The 17753-nt window shown below is 42.4% G+C and carries 15 protein-coding genes and 1 tRNA gene; 9 read left to right on the forward strand and 7 right to left on the reverse strand.

The window, feature by feature from the left end:
* Positions 1 to 45: 45 nt before the first annotated feature.
* Entirely contained in the window at positions 46 to 1443 is a 1398-nt protein-coding gene (gene lpdA / locus HMPREF1154_RS02035; protein ID WP_009640865.1) for a dihydrolipoyl dehydrogenase, read from the reverse strand.
* Between the two features lie 408 nt (positions 1444 to 1851).
* On the opposite strand from lpdA, the gene HMPREF1154_RS02040 reads away from it, so the two are divergent.
* Genes HMPREF1154_RS02040 through HMPREF1154_RS02060 form a run of 5 tightly spaced genes read left to right on the forward strand, consistent with a single transcriptional unit; the run spans position 1852 to position 7680 of the window.
* Entirely contained in the window at positions 1852 to 3204 is a 1353-nt protein-coding gene (locus tag HMPREF1154_RS02040; protein ID WP_009640768.1) for an AAA family ATPase, read from the forward strand.
* Positions 3185 to 3826 carry an RloB family protein gene (locus HMPREF1154_RS02045; protein ID WP_009640840.1) on the forward strand — a complete coding sequence of 214 codons (642 nt, stop codon included), beginning with the start codon at positions 3185 to 3187 and terminating at the stop codon, positions 3824 to 3826. The genes HMPREF1154_RS02040 and HMPREF1154_RS02045 overlap by 20 nt, the downstream gene beginning before the upstream one ends.
* Positions 3823 to 4815, forward strand: a complete 993-nt coding sequence (locus HMPREF1154_RS02050) for a hypothetical protein (protein ID WP_009640803.1) — start codon at positions 3823 to 3825, stop codon at positions 4813 to 4815. The genes HMPREF1154_RS02045 and HMPREF1154_RS02050 overlap by 4 nt, the downstream gene beginning before the upstream one ends.
* Positions 4784 to 6988, forward strand: coding sequence for a hypothetical protein (locus HMPREF1154_RS02055; protein ID WP_009640806.1), 2205 nt, complete (start codon positions 4784 to 4786; stop codon positions 6986 to 6988). Before HMPREF1154_RS02050 ends, HMPREF1154_RS02055 begins: the two co-directional genes overlap by 32 nt.
* 14 nt (positions 6989 to 7002) lie before the next feature.
* Entirely contained in the window at positions 7003 to 7680 is a 678-nt protein-coding gene (locus HMPREF1154_RS02060) for an SIR2 family NAD-dependent protein deacylase (protein WP_009640852.1), read from the forward strand.
* On the opposite strand, the gene hemE is transcribed toward HMPREF1154_RS02060, so the two are convergent.
* Together hemE and HMPREF1154_RS02070 are read right to left on the reverse strand one after the other, a co-directional pair.
* On the reverse strand, positions 7670 to 8695 hold the full coding sequence (gene hemE / locus HMPREF1154_RS02065; RefSeq protein ID WP_009640838.1) for a uroporphyrinogen decarboxylase: 1026 nt from the start codon (positions 8693 to 8695) through the stop codon (positions 7670 to 7672). The two genes, HMPREF1154_RS02060 and hemE, sit on opposite strands and share 11 nt — an antisense overlap.
* Positions 8696 to 8707: 12 nt before the next feature.
* Positions 8708 to 9370: a uroporphyrinogen-III synthase gene (locus tag HMPREF1154_RS02070; RefSeq protein WP_009640756.1), complete on the reverse strand. Its 663-nt coding sequence runs from the start codon at positions 9368 to 9370 to the stop codon at positions 8708 to 8710.
* A gap of 261 nt (positions 9371 to 9631) precedes the next feature.
* Between HMPREF1154_RS02070 and HMPREF1154_RS02075 the strand changes: the two genes are divergently transcribed.
* Both HMPREF1154_RS02075 and serS read left to right on the forward strand, forming a co-directional pair.
* Positions 9632 to 10267: a C40 family peptidase gene (locus tag HMPREF1154_RS02075; RefSeq protein ID WP_009640854.1), complete on the forward strand. Its 636-nt coding sequence runs from the start codon at positions 9632 to 9634 to the stop codon at positions 10265 to 10267.
* 90 nt (positions 10268 to 10357) lie between these two features.
* Positions 10358 to 11629 (forward strand): serine--tRNA ligase, encoded by a 1272-nt coding sequence (serS, locus tag HMPREF1154_RS02080; RefSeq protein WP_009640771.1) that lies wholly within the window; start codon positions 10358 to 10360, stop codon positions 11627 to 11629.
* Between the two features lie 431 nt (positions 11630 to 12060).
* Here the strand turns inward: serS and gpmA are convergent, their stop codons facing one another.
* From gpmA to ychF, 4 genes are all read right to left on the reverse strand, one after another.
* Complete coding sequence (gene gpmA / locus HMPREF1154_RS02085; protein WP_009640793.1) at positions 12061 to 12807, reverse strand: 2,3-diphosphoglycerate-dependent phosphoglycerate mutase; 747 nt, start codon at positions 12805 to 12807, stop codon at positions 12061 to 12063.
* Between the two features lie 72 nt (positions 12808 to 12879).
* Positions 12880 to 14169: a (Fe-S)-binding protein gene (locus HMPREF1154_RS02090; protein ID WP_009640786.1), complete on the reverse strand. Its 1290-nt coding sequence runs from the start codon at positions 14167 to 14169 to the stop codon at positions 12880 to 12882.
* Between the two features lie 88 nt (positions 14170 to 14257).
* Positions 14258 to 15223, reverse strand: coding sequence for an MlaD family protein (locus HMPREF1154_RS02095; protein WP_009640864.1), 966 nt, complete (start codon positions 15221 to 15223; stop codon positions 14258 to 14260).
* 113 nt (positions 15224 to 15336) lie between these two features.
* Positions 15337 to 16428 (reverse strand): redox-regulated ATPase YchF, encoded by a 1092-nt coding sequence (gene ychF, locus HMPREF1154_RS02100; RefSeq protein WP_009640855.1) that lies wholly within the window; start codon positions 16426 to 16428, stop codon positions 15337 to 15339.
* A 203-nt stretch (positions 16429 to 16631) separates the two neighbouring features.
* On the opposite strand from ychF, the gene HMPREF1154_RS02105 reads away from it, so the two are divergent.
* Positions 16632 to 16707: transfer RNA gene (locus HMPREF1154_RS02105), tRNA-His, on the forward strand.
* 45 nt (positions 16708 to 16752) lie between these two features.
* Positions 16753 to 17753: tyrosine-type recombinase/integrase (locus tag HMPREF1154_RS02110; protein WP_009640745.1), on the forward strand; the 1001-nt coding region annotated here is incomplete at its 3' end.

The following is a 17753-nucleotide window of genomic DNA, read 5'->3' on the forward strand; positions in this document are numbered from 1 at the left end:
TAATCACTAGTCACTTGTCATTTATCATTAGTCATTTGTCACTAACTACATGTGTATCGGCCTCTTACCAGTAGCGTCCAAGCAGGCTTCTTTTACAGCTTCGCTATAGGTAGGGTGTGCATGGCAGATACGAGCAATATCTTCGGCACTGGCACGAAATTCCATAGCTACAACCGACTGAGCTATAAGATCGGAAGCACGCGCTCCGAGGATATGTACGCCGAGAATCTCATCGGTAGTGGCGTCGGCTAAGACTTTTACAAATCCATCAGTCTCCAAGCTGGCACGGGCACGACCCAAGGCACGCATAGGGAATTGCCCTACTTTGTAAGCGCGTCCTTCGGCTTGTAATTGTTGCTCAGTCTTTCCTACCGCAGCCACTTCAGGTGTGGTATATACCGCCCCTGGGATAAGATCATAATTCACATGTGGTTTTTCTCCTGCCAAGAGTTCTGCTACATATACGCCCTCCTCTTCTGCCTTATGGGCGAGCATTGCCCCACGGATCACGTCACCAATAGCATAGATATGTGCTGCTGAGGTTTGTAGGTGTTCATTGACCTCTATTTGTCCACGTTGGTTGAGTTGTACCCCTGCTTTATCAAGACCTAAGCCTTCAGTATAAGGACGTCGTCCGGTAGCCACCAAACAGTAATCCCCTTCCAGAACAATCTCGCCCTTAGGGCCATCGGCCTTCACAGTAACGGTATTGCCAGTGCGGGTAACTTCTTTTACTTTGCTATCGGTATAGATTTCAAATCCTTGCTTTTTAAGCACTTTGCTAAGCTCCTTACCAATGGCTGCATCCATAGTAGGAAGAATACTTGGAGCGTATTCCACTACAGATACCTGAGCTCCTAAACGGAGATATACTTGACCAAGTTCCAAACCAATCACCCCTCCTCCTATGACAATTAGGTGTTTGGGTATCTCACGAAGGCTTAAGGCTTCAGTGGAGGTAATTACACGTTCTTTGTCAATAGTGATAAAGGGCAAAGCAGAAGGTTTAGAGCCAGTTGCGATGATAAAGTTTTTTGCCGAAAGCGTTTCATTATCCGCTCCTTGTACCTGTAGTTCAACAGGAGAGACAAATGAAGCTTTTCCATGGAATACATCTATGTTGTTCTTTTTCATAAGGAAGTTGATCCCTTGTGTATTCTGGTCTACTACGGCCTGTTTACGCGCTACCATTTTTGGAAAATCAACATTGATATCTCCAGAAATTTCTATTCCATGTATGGGAGCATGCTTATGAGTATCATCAAGCAAGTGAGTGGAGTCCAATAGTGCCTTGGAAGGGATACAGCCCACATTAAGGCAAGTACCTCCTAGCGTATTGTATTTTTCCACAATAGCGGTTTTCTTTCCTAACTGAGCACAACGGATAGCAGCTACATAACCTCCAGGTCCTGCTCCTATGACAATTACATCGTAATTCTTCATTATAGTAAATTTAAATATTGTATTTCTCGCAGTGAGCTACAAAGGTAGTTATTTTTTTTGAAAGGAGCAAATAGTTTTTTATGATTAATACCGATAGAACTTATAAAAGTTTTCCCCATTTTCTATTTTATTTTTTATTTTTTATTTGTACATTTGCAAGAAATACCCATGACTCTATACAGCGTTTTATTTGACGGCCATTTGATAGAATCGGGCTTTTAAAAATTAAACAATTGATTATCAATACGTTTTTATTTGACAGTCATTTGATAGAATTGGGCTTTTAAAAATTAAATGATTGATAATCAATGAGTTTTTATTTGATGGTTATTTGATAGATTTTATTCATTTTTTTACTATCTTTGTTCCATAGGAGTAAAGCCTTAACAGAGAACAAACAGCAAGAATATGCTTATACGATTTCAAGTAAAAAACCTATATTCATTTGAAGAAGAAACGGAATTCAACCTTCTTACCAATGATTCAGAACACTTGCCCCACCATAAGAAACATTGTAATGGGGTAGATTTCCTACGCTTAAGTGCTATCTATGGAGCTAATGCTTCGGGTAAATCTAACTTTGTAAGGGCTATTGGTTTGTTACAGAATATAGTAAAAAAAGGAAAAATCATAGATGAGGTAAGTGATTATAAGTTCAAGCTAAGTGGCGAAGCCCTTACAAAACCTATCTCATTAGCTATAGAGCTGCTCTCAAATAGTAAAATGTATTACTATACACTTACCTTTGACCAAAAGAAAATACTTAATGAAACGCTTGTAGAAACTTTTAAGGACAAGGAAGATCGTATCGTTTTTGAACGTAGTTTAACTAACGAAAGACAAGAAATTCCCTTTATAGAGAGTGAAGTAAAGAATGAAAAAGAACGTATGTTTTTGGAACTACTCAGTGATAAATTATTGAGTAAAGACGAACTATTACTTACTTTTCTCACTCAAAAATACCCCAATGAGTATGCTGATATTGACAATGTTTTCGAATGGTTTTCTGATGTGCTCATCGTACTTAATTCCAATTTTAAAATTAGAGGAATAGCCCATAAGTTTGATACTGATGATAGTACGACCATGTTTGCCAATGCTTTTATTCCTACACTTGGCACAGGCATCCAAAAGATAGATATTCAAAAAAGAGAGATTGTAGGTCAAGGCAATGAGATGAATTATCTGAAGGACAATATAAAGAATGACCAGGAACAGCTCTTTACCAATACGAATCCAGATACAGGAGAGGAAATTACTTTTGTAATGGAAGAGAATGATAAGATTTTTGCAAAAAGAATCTTTACGGAACACTTAGACAAAGAAGGACATAAAGTTTTCTTCCCCTTTGGTTGGGAATCAGATGGTACAAAGCGACTATTAGAATATACGCCCCTGATAAATGGTGTTATCAATGCAGAGGTAGTTTTTGTAGTAGATGAAATAGAACGCAGCATTCACCCTATGATGATCAAAGAACTTATTAAAAAAATATCATCAGATACCTCTGCCCAAGGACAACTCATTTTTACTACCCACGAATCATGCTTATTAGACCAAGAAATATTGCGTACCGACGAGATCTGGTTCACCCAAAAGGACAAGGGGGGAGCTACCCATATGTACTCATTAAGTGATTTCAATATCAGTAATACCGCTAATATTGAAGACGGCTACCTCAATGGGCGTTATGGGGGCATACCTTTTTTATCAAACCTAAAAGAACTTAACTGGCATACTGATGAAAGCATATCTGACTAGAAATAAACTATACCAACGAAAGGCCCCTAGTCGCGAAGCTAAAAAGGTGTATATCTTTTGTGAGGGTGATAGAGAAGTTAGCTATTTCAACTACTTCTCTGGTATTTCGTCTAATATTGATATTATCCCTATCGGAAATGAGGAAGGCAAATCCGACCCTATGAAACTTAGAAATCAAGCCATAGATTATTTTCAGGAAATTGTTTTAAGCCCTGACTATCATGATGAGGTATGGTTTGTTATTGATACTGATCGCTGGAATGAGAATGAAAAAATAACCCAGCTAAAGACCTTCTGTATGCAAAGGAAAACAGACGAAAATATATGGGAAGTAAGCCAAAGTAATCCTTCTTTTGAAGTTTGGCTATATTACCATTTTATAGAAGATAAACCAAAAGAGGAAGAGGTAAAAACTTATACAACCTTTAAGGAATTTTTAAATCACAAAATAAAAGGAGGTTTTGATGCACGTAAGGCTCCTATACATATCAAAACAGCTATAGATAATAGTCTGAAACATTTTGAGAGAGATGATAAGGGACAACCCATTCGCTATACTACGGAAGTACATTATTTAGCACAAAGTATATATCCCTTTTTAAAAGAAATGATGGCTTTATGAAAAAGGTACTATTATACTCATTAGTGTTCCTTTCTTTGGCTTGCCAAAGAACCACTCCTGTTGCTCAGCTGAGTGTCTATTACTGGAAAACACGCTTTTCCTTAAGTGCTCCTCAGCAGGAATTTCTCTCGGAGTATGATGTCCAAAAGCTCTATATCCGCTATTGTGATATCATTTTGCTGGAGGGGGAGGCTGTCCCCGATGCTTCTGTAGAGTTGGACGCAGCAGCACTTAAGGGCAAGGAGGTTATTCCTGTCATCTATATTAAGAATGAGGTTTTCCTAAGCGATAAAGTAGCTGCGGAGCAACTGGCAGAAAAGCTCAGTGGGTATATAGAGCAAATCAATCGCTCCTACAACCTGACGGTCAAGCAGGTACAATTGGATTGTGATTGGTCGCTCAAAAGCAAAACACATTTTTTTGATTTTATCAAGTATTTCAGAGCACAAAACTCTTATCAGCTTTCGGCTACCATCCGTCTGCATCAGGTCAAGTACCACGACCGTACGGGGATTCCTCCTGTGGATTATGGGGTGCTGATGTACTATAACATGGGTAAGATTACCGCCACAGGGGCCAACTCTATCTATGACCGCGCCACCGCCCAGAAGTACCTGCCCGCTCTGCGCTCCTATCCCCTACCGCTGAAGGTAGCCTTGCCTATATTCAGCTGGGGCATGCACTCCATAGCTGGGGAGGTAACCGACCTTGTCGGAGGACTTACCTTTGCGGAGGCTGATACACTGAGGCAACTCAGTCGTATGGGCAACAGCGATTGTTACTTGGTTACTGAACCTATTGCCTACAAGGGACAACGTTGGCAAAAAGGCGATATTATCAAGATAGAAGAGATCAGCCAGACTGACCTTTTGACCATGAAGGCCGACCTTACTAAGTACCTAAAGTCCGCCCCCGAAGAGATTATTTTATACGACCTAAACACAAATATTGACACCTATGAAAAAGACTTTTTTAAAAAACTGCGCTAAGCTATGTCTGCTCATCGCTGCTGCCTATGGTACCTACCTCTATGCCTGTATTGATGGGTTCATGGGCTATGATTACAATTCGGCATTCTCACCAGAGGTTACCGTATCTCAAAAATCCTATACCCCACTTTTCTATGATAGCGACTACCTTTTCTATGGAAACAACTATATAGATGAGCAGTCAAGGGATTTCTCCCAGACCGATATCCAAAGCTGGTCAGAGTACTTGGGCAAAGCGCTCACTAAGGAAAAAATCAAGTACTACCTCTATGACAAAGAGGCACTAAAGGAGATACACCAATCTGCTCCGTCCGATAAAAAAGTGCAGCGCTTCTTCTCCCTACTTGCTATAGCCAGAGACAATGAGGCTATTACCAATGTATCTTATAACCGCTGGGACTATGATAGCCGCAAGGTTGCCTATACCCAACAGGCGGAAATCAGCAAGGCAGAGACCCTCTACCAAAATGCCCTCAAGGACAAAGACGAGTTCTTCGCCCATAGAATGTGGTATCAGCTCATGCGTCTGAAGTTCTATTCAGCAGAGCGTGCCTCGGTAATTGACTATTTCATGCAAACAGAGGCCACCCAACCACGTACTGACCTCTACTATCGCGGTATGCACTATGTAGCAGGCGCCTATATCGCTCAGAAGAACTATGCCAAGAGTACCCCCTTGCTAGCTCAGATATTCAACAAAGTACCCTCTTTGCGACAAACGGTTACTTACGAGTATCGTCCGCTCTCCGCTGAACAACTTCATAAGCTCTCCGCTGGCCTTTCCACCCAAGAGCAATGCGCTCTATGGGCAATGGACGGCTATTACAATAGTGAGAAAGACGCTATAGAAAAAATCCTTGCTTTGGATAGCCAATCTCCTTATGTGGATTTTCTGCTCTCTCGTTATGTCAATCGCTTAGAAGCCAAGGTAAATATCTATGGTTCTTATGGAGAGCCTATCAGTTCCTACAAGGCTTACCACCAGCATACCCTAGCGGTAGCCACCCAAGACTACCCTACCGATTGGATCCTGACCACCGCCAAAGACAAAAAAGTAGCCAACCCTTATCTATGGCAGGTAGCCGCGGGCTATGTTAGTAGCTTCCGAAACGAGTTCAACGAGGCTCGTACTTTTCTCTCCAAGGCAGAAAAAATGGCTGACAATCCTGCCAAAAAGGCACAAGTACGCCTTATTGGCCTGCTCAATGAGGTTGCTGCCCTAGAGCGTATCACTCCACAGGCCGAGCAAAAACTCCTCAAGGACTTGCCTTGGCTTTGGGAATACAAAGCCCCTGAAGGACAAGAGGCTTTACGAAGTGGCTATGCCCTTGTATTTATAGGAAAATATCTCTCTATGCTCTATAAGGCAGAGAATAATCCTATTATGGCCGAACTAATTTATTCTGTTAAGGGATATTACAGAAAAGAGGCGCAAACAGCCGCTATGGAACAGTTTTTGCAAAAGAAAGACAAGACCCCTTGGGAGACTTTTTGGGCTAAGAAATATCAGTATACACTCAATGATATCTACGAAAGTAAGGCTATCTATGCCTTCTATGAGGATCAAATCACTGAGGCTATTGCTCTTATGAAGAAAACGCCACAGGAAAAAGCAATCCTCCCTGCCAATCCTTTCAATGGCAAGATAAGAGATTGTGCCGACTGCGAACATGCTCTACCTAAAAAGGTGAAATATACCAAACTATCTTTCCTTGAAAAGGTAAAAGAGATGGAAGATAAAATAGCTAAAGGAGATGACCCTTATAACAATGCTCTTTTGGTAGGAAATGCATTCTACAATGCCTCTTATTTTGGCAGTGTGCGCTTCTTCTATCTCAATCCTATCATAGACGAGTATGGCTATCGTGTCAGTGCAGAGCATTGGGACGTCTTACTAAATATGAAACAAGCTAAAAAGTATTATCTCTTAGCCAAAAAACACGCCTCCAATGATGAGCAAAGGGCAAAAATCACCTATCTGCTAGCCAAAGTAGAACGCAATGAGTATTATAACAGGAACTTTTTCTGCAAAGAAGAATACACCAGAGAGTCCTTAGATACAGGATTGCACTACCGATGGGATGCTTTCGAAGAACTCCGCCGATATGCCCATACAAAGTATTACCAAGAGGTCATAGCCGAATGTGGCTATTTTAGAAAATTTGTACATTAGACCCCTTATAAATTATGAAGAAATTAGTTGTACTCACCGGTGCGGGTATCAGTGCCGAAAGCGGCATTAGCACCTTTCGTGATGCAGGAGGCCTCTGGGAAGGCTACGATGTCAATGAAGTAGCCACCCCTGAGGGCTTCGCTGCTAACCCTGAATTGGTATTGGATTTCTATAACCAGCGCCGCCGTCAGCTCAAGGAAGTGGAACCCAACGAGGCACATCGCCTCTTGGCTCACTTAGAAAAGCGCTTCCATGTAGTGGTTATCACTCAGAATGTAGATGACCTGCATGAGCGTGCAGGTAGCCAACACATCATACACCTACACGGCGAACTGCTCAAAAGCCGTGGGGTAGATGATCCTTACACAACCTATCCCTGTACAGGAGATATTCATATAGGCGACAAAAGCCCTACGGGTGCCCAACTGCGCCCTCATATCGTGTGGTTTGGTGAGGAAGTTCCCTTGCTGGATAAGGCCATAGAAGAAGTCTATACCGCCGATGTGCTCATGGTCATAGGTACTTCCCTACAAGTGTATCCTGCCGCTGGGCTGATGGATTACCGAAGGGAAGGTATCCCTGTCTTTTACATAGACCCCAACCCCTCCTTGCATAGCAAGGGCGACCTTACTGTAATTGCTCAAAAAGCCTCCACAGGGGTCGCCAAGGCTATAGAACTAATTACTCCTTAAAGTTCTTCACAGCCTCCACGAAGGCCTGTGCATGTGCCACTGGCACATGAGGGAGTATGCCATGGCCTAAGTTGGCTATATAGTGTTCTTTGCCAAAGGAGCGAATCATTTGCCAAGTTTTTTCCTTGATAAGTTCAGGAGAAGAAAGCAGCCATGCAGGGTCTAGGTTTCCTTGGAGTACCTTCTTGCCTGCGGTGAGCTTGCGTGCCACAGCAGGGCTACAACTCCAGTCTATCCCCAAGGCAGCGGCCTTACTCTGGCTCATCTCTTGCAAAGCATACCAACAGCCTTTGGCAAAGACAATCACTGGCACCTGCTCAGAGAGTGCCTCTACAATCTGTTGGGTATAGCGCCAAGAGTATAGGCGATAGTCCTCAGGAGAAAGCACACCTCCCCAGCTGTCAAAAAGCTGCAAGGCATCTACCCCTGCCTTTACCTTTTCTTTGAGGTAGGCAATGGTAGTATCGGTAATTTTCTGAAGCAAAGTATGTGCCCATTCAGGATGAGAAAAGGCAAAGGACTTGGCTACATCAAAGTTTTTGGAGCCTTTACCCTCCACTGCATAACAAAAGATAGTCCATGGTGCACCAGCAAAACCAATAAGAGGAACGCTACCTGCCAAGCGCTCTTTCGTTAGGCGTATCCCGTCCATCACATAGCCCAGCGCATGAGAAACATCGGGGATTTCTACCCGCTCTATATCCGCTTCAGAGCGAATTGGGTGCGGCAGAAAAGGTCCTACCTGTTCTTTCATTTCTATTTCTATTCCCATAGCTTGGGGTACGACCAAGATATCGCTAAAGAGTATAGCCGCATCCACCCCTACTATATCCACAGGCTGGGTAGTAATATCGGCTACCAGCTCTGGGGTACGGCAGCGTGTGAAAAAGTCATATTTGTCTCTTAAGGCACGAAATTCAGGCAGGTAACGCCCCGCCTGACGCATCATCCATACCGCAGGTCGCTCGGTAGTCTCACCCTTTAGGATTCTTAGGAAAAGATCATTCTTTATCATGAGTTAGTATGTTTATCTGTTTTTAAATAGTTCTTTGCAACACGCCAAAACGCTCTCCACCGTAGGGCGTTCAGCTACATAGCTCTCCACTGCTTCAGGCAAAGCCGCTTGAGTGGTAGTTCCTATACATATAGCCTTCTCCCCCGATAGGGTATTTTCCCTTAGATAACTCTCTATAGCAGAAGGACTAAAGAAGAGGAGCCCCTCGTAGTGCTTGGTGAGCTTCATTGGAGTTGGTTGTGTATGGTAAGTAAGACACTCTTGGAGTTGTATATGATTTGCTTTCAAAGTAGTAGGTAAGGTGTCCATTCGTTTTTCTCCACAGAAAAACACAAACGAACTCTTAGCATAATGCTTGACCAAATAGGGTGCTAACTGCTTGGCATAGTCAAACGATGCCACTACTTCCCAACCCTCCGCTTCGAGTAACTTTCGGGTCTTCTCCCCTACACAGAAAGCCTTTCGGTGAGGGAGTTGCTCATAACAAGGCATGGAGCGCAAGGCATATAAGGCATTTTGGCTGGTTAGCAAAAAATAATCCGCTTGAGGAACCGAGGTCAAAGCAGTGGCAGGTACCACCTTGATAAAATCGCTCATCTCCAGCGCAAAGCCTGCACAAACAAAGGCCTGCAACTGAGCTGGGGAAAGAAGTTTAGTGGAGAAGAGCTGTACCATATTTTTGGCGCAAATATAGTGAATTTTCACCAGTTACACCTTAGGTTTCGCGCTTGTTTAACATTTGATATAAACAAAATAAGGTTTTTATCAACAAAAACGAAAAAAAACATACAACTAATCAATTAATTCCGTAACTTTGCGGAGCGCTATCAGATGATTTCCAAGTAGTTCATTTTCATCTACTGACGTGTGCTTATAACTCATGCCTCAAAGAAAACAACACTCATTTTGTAAAAGATATTTATCAAAAATAGATCTATGAAAAAAATATTTCCTACTCTTACTTTTGCTTTTTTAGCAGGTCTTTCCCTACAAGCGCAGAATCGCCCTGCTCGAGAATTGGTAGATAACCCTTCCTATATGGAAGGAGCCAATGATATGCTCATCGCTGCCACCGACTTTGGAAATATCTCCCGCTATGAGAGAGAGGTTATTGACGAATCGGCCATGCCCATCAGCCGAAGAGCAGAATTGCTCATCAAGCCTGATATGGCTGCTTTAGGCGCTGAAGAGCGTATTGTTACCCTAATAGACTCGGCCTATTCTTATATAGGTACTCCGTACAAGTGGGCAGGTACCAGTCGTAGTGGTATGGATTGCTCAGGATTTGTAAGTACTGCTTTCAGCGCTATCAATGTCCCCTTGAGCCGTTCCTCTATTGAGATGTCCACCCAAGGAAAAGATATTCCATTAAGCCAAGCTGAAGTCGGCGACCTGCTCTTCTTCAAAACCAACCGAAAGCGCAATCGCATCAGCCATGTAGGTATCGTAGTAGGAGTAGGCGATGAAGTCAAATTCATACACGCCTCCGTCTCCCAAGGCATTACCGTATCAAGCCTTTCAGAAAACTATTGGCAAAAAGCCTATGCCAAAACCAGTAGAGTACTTAAATAATGACAAGTGACGAGTGACGAGTGACTAATGGCTTCTCCTCTATTCACTTTTCACTGTTCTCTTTTCACTTTTTACTTAAAATCAATTACTATGTTACAAATCAGCTACATTCGCGAGAACAAAGATCTCGTAATCAACGGATTAAAGAAGAGAAACTTCAAAGAATTAGAACTCGTAGAGGAGGCTATCGCCTTAGACGAACAGCGTCGCCTTATACAAACCAAATTGGACAATGCCCTTGCAGAAAGCAACAAACTCTCCAAAGAGATTGGTACGCTAATGAAGGAAGGCAAGAGACAAGAGGCTGAAGTTGCCAAAGCACAAACGGCAGACCTCAAAGAACAAATCAAACAATACAGTACTTCTCTTGAGGAAACAGTCAATTCGCTTAATGATATCCTCTATCGTATCCCTAATATCCCCAATGCACTCGTCCCCGAAGGAAAAACAGCAGAGGACAACCTCACTGTATTCCAAGCAGGCGAGATCCCTCACCTCTTCGAGGGTGCCCTCCCTCACTGGGAATTGGCTAAGAAATACAACATCATTGACTTTGAATTAGGGGTAAAACTCACAGGAGCAGGCTTCCCTGTCTATAAAGACAAAGGAGCTAAGTTGCAAAGAGCGCTCATCTCCTATTTCTTGGACAAGAATACCGAGGCGGGTTATCTGGAATACCAAGTGCCTCATATGGTCAATCAGGACTCTGGCTATGGTACAGGACAGCTCCCCGATAAGGAAGGACAGATGTACCATGTACAGATAGATAACCTTTACCTAATTCCTACCGCCGAAGTACCTGTAACGAATATCTTCCGCGATGTGATCTTGGCAGAGAGCGACCTGCCTATCCGCTGTACCGCCTATACCCCTTGTTTCCGCCGCGAAGCAGGTAGCTATGGTGCTCATGTGAGAGGGCTGAACCGCCTACACCAGTTTGACAAAGTGGAAATCGTCCGTATAGAGCACCCTGACCGCTCTTATGAGGCGCTTGACCAAATGGTAGAACACGTAAAGGGAATCCTCAACGAACTGAAACTCCCTTATCGCATCCTACGCCTCTGCGGAGGAGACTTAGGCTTTACCTCTGCCATTACTTATGACTTTGAGGTTTATTCTACTGCTCAAGAAAAGTGGTTGGAAATCAGTTCCGTGTCCAACTTTGAGACATTCCAAGCCAACCGTCTTAAGCTTCGTTTCCGCAACGCTGAAGGCAAGCCACAACTCGCTCATACCCTCAATGGTAGCTCACTGGCCTTACCACGTGTCTTGGCGGGTATCTTGGAAAACTATCAAACCCCTGAAGGTATCGTCATCCCTGAAGTATTACGCAAATACACAGGATTTGACATTATTAAATAATAGGTAAAAGGTAAAAAGTAAAAACTCCCTATTGCTCACATTTGCCTTATAGTTTTACTTTTTACCTTTTATTTTTTACCTTTATAAAAATGACCATCACTCATCTCAGTCAGTTAGATCCCAATGGCATATATATGTCGTTGCCCAAGGAGAACCCGTCCGCTCTGTTCGCTTCCCTGATATGAATTTTATTATAAATTTTGAGTTTTGAGTTTTGAGTTTTGAGTTTTAAAAAAACTTTCTCACAATCTAACTTATTAAGACGCAATAAATTGCGTCTCTACAAATGACTATGCTAAGCAAGAATTACCTTAGCCAGCGCATGTGTAGAGACGCAATTTATTGCGTCTTAGATAGTTGTGATAACATCTTAACTATTGAATTGCATCTTGAGCAATAACTCAGAACTAAGTACTCAAAACTCAAAACTTTTATTTGCTTTTTCCTTGGTTCGCTACGCTGTTAATAGCCGCTGCTATAGCCTCTTGGTCACCTAAGTAGTAGTGCTTGATAGGCTTAAGGTCAGCATCCAATTCGTATACCAAAGGCACTCCTGTAGGAATATTGAGTTTTAGGATTTCTTCTTCAGAGAGACTATCCAAATATTGTACTAACGAACGTAAGCTGTTACCATGGGCGGCAATAATCACGCTTTTACCTTCTTTTATTGCAGGAGCTATATCGCTGAACCATAGGGGGAGCATACGATCGTAGCAGTCCTTAAGGCTTTCTCCTGCGGTTTTTTCTTCCTTGGTAAGAGCATTGTAACGACGATCATGAGAGGGGTGACGCTCATCGCTCTCTTCCAATAGCGGAGGTTGTACATCGTACGAACGTCTCCAAAGGAGTACTTGGTCTTCTCCGTATTTGGCAGCTGTTTCAGCCTTGTTAAGACCTTGCAAAGCCCCATAACTCTTTTCGTTGAGGCGCCAACTCTTATAGGTAGGCACCCATAGTTCGCCCATAACTTCCAAGGCGTTATTAAGCGTTTTGATGGCTCTTTTGAGCACTGAAGTATAAGCCACATCAAAAAGGAAGCCCTCTTCTTTGAGCACACGACCTGCCTCACGTGCCTCTTGTACTCCCTGCTCGGTAAGATCTACATCTTGCCAACCTGTGAATAGGTTAAGTTTGTTCCATTCACTCTGTCCATGACGTAATAGTACTACTTTATACATATTATAGCTGATTAATAGGTTATTAATAAGGTTATATAGAGAGACAAAGTTACGAATAAAAAAACAAATTTCCTATTCTTTCCACATTTTTTCTCTTTCTGAAGGATTATAACCCCATGGGGAAGAGGTATTCTCCATTTGGGTCATCATTTTATTAAGTGCGGCAGGGGCTGCGGACTGCTCCATGACGATATAGCGACGCATATCCACAATGATAGACATAGGACTGATCTCCATAGGACAAGCCTCTACACAAGCAGCACAAGTAGTACAAGCCCACAATTCTTCTGGGGTAATATAATCGCCTAAGAGTTGTTTGTTGTCAGGGTGAAAAACACCCTTATTTTTCTGTATATTCTCACCCACCTCTTGCACTCTTCGGCGGGTATCCATCATGATTTTACGAGGGGAAAGTAGCTTGCCCGTTTGGTTGGCAGGGCACTCATCGGTACAGCGGCCACATTCGGTACAGCTATAGGCTGAGAGTAGTTGCACACGGCTCAGGTGCATCACATCAGCGGCACCGAAGGTAGGTGTCTCTTCCTCCTGTTCCCCACTATCCTCTATAGTGCCAAGCATCAGTTGGACTTCTTTGGTCACTGTGGGCAGGTTATCCAAAGCTCCTTTGGGCTTTACTGGTGCATAATAGGTATAGGGGAACGCCAAGAGGATATGTAAGTGCTTGGAGTAATACAAGTAATTAAGGAAAGCAAATATTCCTATAATATGCCCCCACCAAGCGGTACGTTCTATAGCGATGAGTACAGGAGTTGAAAAAGAGGAAAAGAGTGGGGTGAGCCACTGGCTTATGGGGAAAGCACCTACTTTAGCATAAGGAGCTACTTCTCTGATTTGCAAGAGACTATCGCAAGCATTCATCACCAAAAAAAGGCTCATCATCACCATTTCGGCATAGAGAATGATATTGGCATCACGCTTGGCCTTGCCTTGTAATTCCTTTTTGCGAAAGCGTGGAATCTTAAGCACATTTCTACGTATATAGAAGGTAACCACACCCACTATAACCAAGAGCGCCAAGCACTCAAAGGTTCCAATGAGGATATTGTAGAAAGTCCCCATAAAGCCAAAGACACGGTGAGTGGAAAAAATCCCATCTATAAGGATTTCCAAGACCTCTATATTGATCACTATAAAGCCCACATATACAAAAAGGTGTAACAGTCCTGCCACAGGACGTACGCCCATTTTCCCTTGCCCTAAGGCCAAGCGAAGCATGCGCAAAAGCCGCTCTCGCTTATGATCAGAGGTATCTACCACTGTCCCTAAGCGTATATTACGGCGAAGCCTACGCATATTGCGTACAAAAAGGGCTATGCCCACTATGACTAATAGAATAAACAAGGAGTTAGTTTTTAGTTGTTAGTGATTAGTTTTTAGTGACTAGTGGTTAGTTGTTAGCTCCTAACCACTAACGACTAACCACTAATCACTAATTCCTTTCAGAGATAGGTGTTTCTACTTTTTTAGGGGTCTCATACTCTTGGTTTTTCTTACCAAAAACAGAGATATGTACATAACGCTTAGGATTCAGACGTATATCCTCCATAAGCAAACCGAGTTCGGAGGTAGCTGTCTGTAAGTTATTGTATAGCTTAGGGTCAGTAAGGAGTTTGCTTACGGTACCATTGCCTTTTTCTATCTTTTGTAATAGGTCATTCACTTGATTGAGCGTACCCTCCACCTGAGTCATAAGTTTGCCTACTTGTAGCTTAGAGAGCGAATCGCTGAGTTGTACAAAGTTACCTGAGAGGGTCTCCACATTGGCCAATGATTTATGCAAAGGTGCCTGAGAGGAAGCCAAAAGGTTATTGAGACTTACCGAAGCCTTGTTCATGTTCTGCAAGGTCACATTCAGATTGGCCAAGCTCTCTTTGATATCCTGTTGTGCCTTGGGATTGAGTGTATTAGAAAAAGTTAGCATGAGTGAATCCACCGAAGTAAGTACCTTATTGAGGTTCTTGGCCGTTGGTTCTAGGTTCTCCCCTATGGCATCCATAAGGCTGGCTTGGATATGTGAGGACAAGGTATCACCCGCTTGAGCAAGTGGTGCCCCATCTAAGGCTGGTAAAAGCTGTAAGCCTGTATTTCCTATAAGACTGGTGTAGATCTCCGCTTTGGTACTCTTGGAAAACGTAAAGTCCTTTTTCACCGAGAAAGTCACAATAACCTTAGCGGTTTGCGGGTCTATCTTTACCTGCTTTACAGTACCTATATTTACCCCATTGGCAGTAACATTGGTTCCTGATTGCAAGCCTGCCGAATGAGAAAAGACTGCATAATAATCCTTATCCGTATTGAACAGAGACGATGATTTGATAAAGCTCACTCCAAAAATAAAGCTTGCTATACCTATAAGAACGATAATGGCTGTTTTAGCCTCTTTTGATATTTTCACGATGTTACTTATAAAATTTCGGGGCAAATGTACAAAATAAAATGAAAAGTGAAAAACGAAGAGTGAAAAATTACGATTATGACTTTTCACTCTTCACTATACATTCTTCATTTTTATACGTTGAATCTAAAATGCATAATATCCCCATCTTTAACAATATATTCTTTCCCTTCTACACGCATTTTTCCTGCTTCCTTGACTTTGCTTTCGCTGCCATAAGTAATAAAATCCTCATAGGCAATCACTTCGGCACGGATAAAACCACGTTCAAAATCGGAGTGTATCACCCCAGCAGCCTGAGGAGCAGTAGCACCCACTGGAATTGTCCAGGCACGTACTTCCTTGACTCCTGCCGTGAAATAGGTCTGTAGATTCAGGAGCTTATAAGCGGCACGAATCAGCACCGATGCCCCTGGTTCGCTTAGTCCCATATCCTGCAAGAACATCTGGCGTTCTTCGTAGGTTTCCAATTCGGCTATGTCCGCCTCGGTAGCCACGGCAAGCACGATGATTTGGGCATTTTCATCTTTGACAGCCTCCCTTACCTGATCCACATATTTGTTTCCATTGGCGGCAGCGGCCTCATCTACATTGCATACATAGAGAATAGGTTTGGCTGTAAGTAGCTGATAGCTTTGGCTGAGTTCTACCTCTTCCTCGCTGAGCGCTACAGCACGTGCTGAAATCCCCTGTAGGAGTGCCTCCTTATAGCGACCCAAGAGCGCCAATTCCTTTTGGGCTACCTTGTCGCCAGCTTTGGCAGCACGGGTTACCTTTTCGAGGCGTTTCTCTACGGTCTCTAAATCCTTGAGCTGTAGTTCTATATCTATAGTTTCCTTATCACGAATCGGATTCACAGAGCCATCCACATGGACAATGTTGTCATTGTCAAAGCAACGCAACACATGGATAATGGCGTGGCACTCACGTATGTTTCCCAAGAATTGGTTACCGAGTCCTTCGCCCTTGCTGGCACCCTTTACCAGTCCTGCTATATCCACAATTTCAACAGTGGCGGGCTGTACGCGCTCAGGGTTAACCAGAGCTTCGAGCTTTTCAAGACGTGCATCGGGGACATTGACCACCCCTAAGTTAGGCTCTATGGTACAAAAAGGAAAGTTAGCACTCTGTGCCTTAGCGTTTGACAAACAATTAAATAGCGTTGATTTTCCCACATTGGGGAGACCTACAATTCCTGCTTTCATTATCTTATGACGTTTTAAGGGGCAAAGATACAACAATAATGACAAATGACCAATTTTTAGTGATGAGTAGTTAGTGATTAACAGTTCGTTTTTTTATCACTGAAATACAATGACTTATAAAAAAGGATTTGAAAAATACATTTTTCCATCAAAAAAATTTTTCTAATTAGAAAAAAAGTATTACCTTTGCACCCGAAATAAATGGTGGTTTTAGCTCAGTTGGTTAGAGCGTCGGATTGTGGTTCCGAAGGTCGTGGGTTCGAGCCCCATACTCCACCCAATATAACAATCCCAATAAAAATACGCCCTCAAGCGTATTTTTTTATGCCCAAACTATATGAACTGATACAAAGCGAGTATAAAACCGAGTATATCGGTGAGTATCAAAAATCCGAAGGTCTTATGGAGAGAAAGAACTATACAAGTCCTAAGATTTATCCTAAAATCATTTCAGAGAAACGCTTAACAGCCTTTTCAGAGGAGGAAAAACAACAGATCCTACAGAGGTATAAGCGTTGGTATGTATACTATTACTTCCGTAATGAAGAAGGGAAAATGGTAAAACAACCTTCTATCTTCTTTAAAGTCAATCAAGAGTATAAGGATTTTGATAACAGGTACTTACGTATTCATAAGCTAAGAAATATCATAGAAAAACTTCTTAAAAGTGGCTATACACCCTCTGATGAGTATTTTGAAAACAACCATGAAAATCAAGATTATACAGCTTGCTCTGCTCTTGATTTTGCGCTAAATCTAAAGAAAAATAGTGTATCCGAGCGAACATTTATAGACTACAAACATCGTATAGGTTTGTTCCAAAAATTCCTGAAAAACAACTATTTAGACAATGCACCTATCAAGAACATCACCAAGAAAGAGGTTAATGACTTTCTAAATACTATTCTACTAAAATCAAGCCCTCGCAACCGAAATAATACCCTTGCTGTACTAAACGCTATATTCAGTACCTTGGAAGAAAATGAACTTATTCCCCATAATGTAGTATCCAAAATCAAGAAGTTACCTACCAAACCCGAACGTAACAAAACATACTCACAAAGCCAGCAGGATACTATTTTTACTCTTTTGGAGGAGAAAGATAAGGACTTACTTCTATTTGTGAAATTCATAAGCTATAACTTCTTGCGCCCTATCGAGGCCTGTCGTCTACAAGTTAAGGACATAGATTTTGAGGGTGCAAAACTCAATGTAAGAGCTAAAAACAAACTGGTTAAGGTAAAGATAATTCCAGAAATCCTACTTGGTGAGATCCAACATTTCAAGGGACTTAATCCTGAATACTACCTATTTGCTCCTAATGG

Origin of the sequence: Capnocytophaga sp. CM59, assembly GCF_000293175.1 — a bacterium.
GTDB lineage: Bacteria > Bacteroidota > Bacteroidia > Flavobacteriales > Flavobacteriaceae > Capnocytophaga > Capnocytophaga granulosa.